Annotated in this window: 1 protein-coding gene; it reads right to left on the bottom strand. The window is 57.7% G+C overall.

Translation table 11 applies throughout. From position 1 onward, the window contains the following. Positions 1-100: 100 nt before the first annotated feature. Positions 101-1,021 (bottom strand): SDR family oxidoreductase, encoded by a 921-nt coding sequence (locus A3730_RS07455; protein ID WP_063521349.1) that lies wholly within the window; start codon positions 1,019-1,021, stop codon positions 101-103. Positions 1,022-1,184 lie beyond the last annotated feature (163 nt).

Below are 1,184 nucleotides of genomic sequence, written 5' to 3'. Positions count from 1 at the left end.
GTATGTTCGGCCTTAGATGTTTGTGCTGTAGGAGGCTGCTTGCAGCCGAATCGCTTTTCGCGGTGCGGGTTCGCTTGCAAGCAAGCTCCTACGTGTTTTGTTAACCCAGCTTGATGCCCTTGGCTTTGGCGGCCATGGTCAGAATCTTGGTGACATGGTCGCCGCCGGTCATCATTTCGCTGGCGTTGTCCATGTTGCCGATTTGCTCGAAGTGGGCGGCCACGCCATCCACATTACGCTCGTCGTCATTCAGGTAAACGCCTTGGCTTTCCATCAGGCGGACCATGGCGTAGCAACCGGCGCCGGCCAGCAGAATGCGATGGGTGGGGGCTTGCGTACTTGCCAGAAACAGCACGGCCGGGGTGATTTCCCTGGGCTCCAGCATGGCGAGCACTTCCGGGGGCATCAGGTCTTCGGTCATGCGGGTGGCGGCGGTGGGGGCGATGCAGTTTACCTTGATGTCGTATTTTTCACCTTCCAGGCACAGGGTATTCATCAGCCCGGCCACGGCCATTTTGGCGGCGCCGTAGTTGGCCTGGCCAAAGTTGCCGTACAGGCCGGAGGTGGAGGTAGTCATCACGATACGGCCGTAGCCCTGATCGCGCATGATCGGCCATACGGCCTTGCTGCAAATTTCCGAGCCGGTAAGGTGCACGGCCACGACCTTGTCCCAGTCGTCCTGGGTCATTTTCACGAAGCTTTTGTCGCGAAGGATGCCGGCGTTGTTGATCAGCACATCAATGCGGCCCCAGGTGTCGATGGCCTGCTTGACCATGGCTTCGACCTGGGTCTCATCGGAAACGTCTGCCCCGTTGGCAATGGCGTCGCCCCCGGCGGCCTTGATTTCGGCAACAACCTGTTCTGCGGCTTCACTGGAACCGCCGCTGCCATCGCGGGCACCGCCGAAATCATTGACGACCACCTTGGCGCCGAGTTTGGCCAGTTCCAGGGCGTGGGATTTACCCAGGCCGTTGCCCGCGCCGGTGACGATGGCCACCTGATTATCAAAACGGATTGTCATGGGTATCTCTCTGAATGCTTTTTGAGTTGAAAGTGAAAAGTTCAAAGTTGAAACGCGAGTAATGGTATTGCCAAATGACAGGCCCTGAAGCCGCGAAACAGACAGTGATTTGCTGAATTTTTTACCTCTCCAGAGCATGGCCGCGGGTAACGACTTTCATCTT

Source organism: Alcanivorax sp. HI0044, assembly GCF_001634945.1.
The sequence above is the reverse complement of the archived record's forward strand: the minus strand, read 5'-3'. Positions and strand labels throughout refer to the sequence as shown.